This window comes from Halomicronema sp. CCY15110 (assembly GCF_016888165.1).
Taxonomy (GTDB): Bacteria; Cyanobacteriota; Cyanobacteriia; order Phormidesmidales; family Phormidesmidaceae; genus Halomicronema.
Genome location: NZ_JACSWC010000112.1, coordinates 1 through 4,125, shown reverse-complemented (window position 1 = coordinate 4,125; position 4,125 = coordinate 1). Strand labels below are relative to the sequence as shown.

General features: G+C 56.0%; 3 protein-coding genes. All 3 read right to left on the bottom strand.

All coding sequences use genetic code 11. From position 1 onward, the window contains the following. Window positions 1-350: 350 nt before the first annotated feature. A complete protein-coding gene (locus tag JUK32_RS01645; protein ID WP_204137112.1) occupies window positions 351-2,438 on the bottom strand; it encodes a hypothetical protein in 2,088 nt (695 codons plus the stop codon). A 79-nt stretch (window positions 2,439-2,517) separates the two neighbouring features. After that, window positions 2,518-2,964 (bottom strand): DUF4399 domain-containing protein, encoded by a 447-nt coding sequence (locus JUK32_RS01640; protein WP_239112222.1) that lies wholly within the window; start codon window positions 2,962-2,964, stop codon window positions 2,518-2,520. Between the two features lie 120 nt (window positions 2,965-3,084). Continuing rightward, a complete protein-coding gene (locus JUK32_RS01635; RefSeq protein WP_204137111.1) occupies window positions 3,085-3,567 on the bottom strand; it encodes a type II secretion system protein in 483 nt (160 codons plus the stop codon). Window positions 3,568-4,125: the final 558 nt, after the last annotated feature.

Genomic DNA, 4,125 nt, shown 5'->3' with positions numbered 1-4,125 from the left:
TTTGCCGCATTGAGTTCTCGAAAGTGACGACTTTCTCACGATGAGACTACCGATACTTTGCTCCCAAAACTTTTCTGTACCAGTGAGCTCTGGGACTGAGCCTTACTTGGCTGGCGCTGGGGCGTCGAGAAAAGAAACTGCGTCAGCGCCGTCAATGGCAGTCATCACTCTTAAAAACTCAGCAAGAGCAGCCTCCAGACGTGGGTGATCCGCTACAGGGGTACCAATTGAGCACTCTGGAAGAGGTGACTCCTGGCCAGTCAAAGGAGGCGCATTCCTGGTGCTGGAATGTTTATTAAGTTGCGGTGAATTAGTATTGACCAGGGATCGGCCTCCTGTTCTTCTGCCGATCATGGTTCGGCTAGGTCAACGAGGGCTAACAGCGGCCCCGTCTGCTCCTGCCCGTTCACTGCCAGGTCGCTGTGGCACAGGATGACGCGCTCAGTGGTGCGACCCAGTAAATCTCGCAAAATCCTTTCGAGGCGGGCTTCGTGGCTCTGCTCGATGAAATCGACCGTCATGGGTTGGCCGTTCCAATCTTGGAGAAAGGCGGCATAGCCGAACAGTTCGTCGGTGCCAGTGAGCCACCGGGGGGAGCTAGCATCCAGCCAAAATTGCCTGCGATGACTCAAGCGCTGCGATCGATATTGAAACACGGTGGCCAGGGTCACGCCCTGCTGGTCGGGCTCTAACGGCCTCACTGGATAGGGGTTAGCCGTCACAATGCCCTGCTGTAGTAGTTGTAAAAATCGGGCTACGGGGGACAACGGCGTGTCTAGGCTGTCAGGACTGAGCGGTTGGCGTTGGCGGAGTCGTCCTTGCACTTCCCAAAAATGTTGGGCAGTTTCCATCAGTTCGCGCAGGGCGGCGAGTTGATCATAGGGGAGGTAGTTGCCCCGCCAGAGAAACTCTTGAATCGCGCGGTCAATCAGGTTGACTGGACTCGTAATTAGGCGTTGCTGACGGGCTTGTTGTTGCTGGGCAAGCCACTGGCGAATCGCGTTGTAGGCTTCGGTGGCTTGGTAACCGAGGCGATCCCACCGGGGAAACTCAGTCACTTCTAGCAGTTGTGGCTGCTCAGGATCGGGCTGAAAGCAGTGATCAACGATGAGTTCGGCCCGCACGGGGTCGATTTGCACCCGCTCAAACCAAGAGCGCTGAGGATTTCCTTGGGATGATTGGCTGAGGACGACCAACATTTCGGCTACGGCGTCGGCGTTTAAATGTCGCCCTAAGCCGGGATAAACAAAGGGCAGTAGGGTCAGTACCGATCGCACTAATGGCGTGCTTACTAAAGGGCGCTGGTCGTTGAGCGACGCCACGGGAATACCTTGCTTTTGCAAAATCTCCGCCAGGGTATAGCGGGCGATCGCGTCAAAACCGGGACCAATGACGGCAATATCTCCCGGCTGCAAAGACTCATGACGAATGGCGTGGGCGATCGCTTCAGCCGTTTGGCGCAGCAGTTCCCCCCGAGACGTCGCTTGAATTAGGCTGACCGCTGCTATCGGTTGCGGGGTGGCGACAGAGTTCAAGACGGTTTCGACTAGGGGCGTGGCCCAAGTCGCTGCCAGAGTATCAGTCGCCGTGTCAGATAAGCTTTCGACAGTCGCCGTTGCACGCAGGTCGCTGGTTGCCGCTGGATCGGCTCCGACTCCCAGCCGCACCTTGCCATAGGGATTCCAAGTGACGGCAGTGGGCAATCCCCAACGATCGCCATGGCGCAAGCAGTCGGCAAAAATGCCGGGATATTCATCCAGGTCATCGGCAAAGAGTCCCCCAAACCGCTGGGGAAACTTTTCTTGATAGAGCGGATGGGGCAGCAAATGTTGCCCGTACAGTTCGGTGGCGATGCTATAGGTCAAAAACCCCTGACGCAGGCACCAGTCCCGCCAATTCACGACAGCGTCGGCGATCGCCCCCCACACTTCTGAAGTCGCGGTGCCCCTGGGCATCCCGTCGGCGAGCAGCGTTGGCAAGTCGGCCGCCGGAATGCCCCCCGATGCCGCCAACTGTAAAAAGTCGAGCGATCGCCGCACGATTTGCGTTTCCGTCCAACCAGGCACTTCTAACTGCCCATCGTCTAAGGCTTTGCGCCAAAGCTGGGTGGCTAATTCTTGCTCATTTTCGGGGCGCAGCTTCATGGGAAACTGCGGACTCAGGCCCAGGGATTCCACCAACACCGGCCAGAATAAAGTGACCTCGTTTTGAATGAAGCCCGTTGGGGTCGCCGTCGTCACCGGCAACGTCGCGGGCAACACCTCGGCAATGCGATCGGTGAGCGTCAATCGGGTGTCGCCATTGGCAGCAAACAACAGGTAAACGGCCCCAGGCCCCAGGGAGGCCGCCCGAGCCGCCGCCACATCAGCCAAATGCTCCAGCAGCCGCGCCGTCTTACCGCTGCGGGTGCCCCCTTCAATCCAGGTGAGATTCGTCATGCCCAAAGCTTATCGCGTGCCCCTCCCAAAGCCCGACCCCACGAATGCGATCGGGTCAGCGCAGGGAAACCCATCGCAATTATTTCACCGTCACAGTAATCGGCTCTGAAAGAACGGGCGGATCGTGGGGCACGTGAACATAATTGGCTAAGAGCAATTGCAGGGTATGTTCACCCGGCGACAGCGTCAGCGTGGTTTCCGTTTGACCGCCCCCAAAATGCTTGATGTGATCCGTTGCGGGCAATGCTTCGTCGAGTTTCGGTAATTCGGCTAAGTCAATCAGCAGGTGATGGTGCCCAGTGCCGGACTGATCAACCCCAGCGGGCGCGACCCCCATCTCTTTAAGGCCAAATTTGACCGCCAATGGGCTCGTCACTACGTCCCCATCTTGCGGAGTAATGAGATAAACCTCAGCATTGGCGGGGGCCGAGGAGCGATAGTCGCTGGCTAGGGCTGGCTGCCCTGTAGACAAAACCATGATTACCATCAGCATCAGCCAACTCGCCAGAGCGATCGCGCGTTTCATAACTCTCTTTTCCCATTCCAATACAGTGCTGCTTGCATCCTATCAGCCTGTTTACCGAACTGCCGCGAGTGCTATTAGTTGAACTTTGACCGGACTGGTGGCCTGGTGTCGGGGATGATTTTAGGGCTGTCGGATCGACCCCTGCGCGATCGGGCAATCGTAAAGGTCAACCCCCAGGACTAAATCGTCTTCAAAGGCTTGGAAACTTTGCGGTTCCGCATTAACCCGGTGGACTTGGTAATTACGCTGACCGTCGTCGCCATTAAACCCAATCTGGACATAGCATTGGCCCCCACCGACACCCCAGTGGTCGTAATCATAAGTGCCACCGACCGGCGGATTTTCTGGCCAATTCACAACGCCTTTGGGTGGGCTACCCGCATTCGTGTCTGATGGATATTGGCCATTTTCTAGCAGATAGGCCTGAATCTCTCTAGACATGACCCCCATTTGTTGTCTGACCTCGGCATATTGCGCCCGGCGCACCATTGAAACAAAAGCCGGATAAGCCAACGCGGCCAAGATGCCGAGAATGACAATCACCACCAGCAACTCAATTAGGGTGAATCCGCTTTGATTTTGATCGCGATTTTGTATGTGCATAGGATTGATCAATTAAGAGGCACAAGTATCTGGGCAGCTTTGATCGGTCGGTCGATGCCCCTAACCGTTGGTTAACACTGGGGCCGACACCGCTGTCTGTGGCAAGATGATTGGCCAATGAGCCAGCCGTGAACCTCACCACTATTTGTCAATAGACGCTTATGCTTTCGGCGCTGCGATCGCCCAACAGCAATCGCAGCGCAAAATTAGTCAATTCCCCATAATGAGTGCCCTTAGCTTTACCGGATCTTTATAATTTTTCAGTGGTGATCCGGTTGCTGCTAGTGCCAAAATCTGGGTTTCCTCTCCCAACTGCTCGCTTGGCATTCCTCCTGTGAGGGTTTTGCCTGTTCTCATGTGAGGGCTGGGACCGGCTCACAGGTTGGCTATCGAACAATGAGTGGGCGATTGCGGTTGAATCGACCATCCCAGCCGCTGAACGTCGAGTTATGCGGAGTATCTCCCCGGACAAAGTAAGCGCTTAGGGACTTGCGCGAAAAAAAGATCCCCATGAACCGAGTTTCGACTTCGCTCAACTCTCGATACTGGCAGGTTGAG

Excerpts from the sequence above, each read along its gene's own strand:
- JUK32_RS01640 (WP_239112222.1), bottom strand. The coding sequence starts at position 2,964 with ATGAAACGCGCGATCGCTCTGGCGAGTTGGCTGATGCTGATGGTAATC.
- JUK32_RS01635 (WP_204137111.1), bottom strand. The coding sequence starts at position 3,567 with ATGCACATACAAAATCGCGATCAAAATCAAAGCGGATTCACCCTAATT.
- JUK32_RS01645 (WP_204137112.1), bottom strand. The coding sequence starts at position 2,438 with ATGACGAATCTCACCTGGATTGAAGGGGGCACCCGCAGCGGTAAGACG.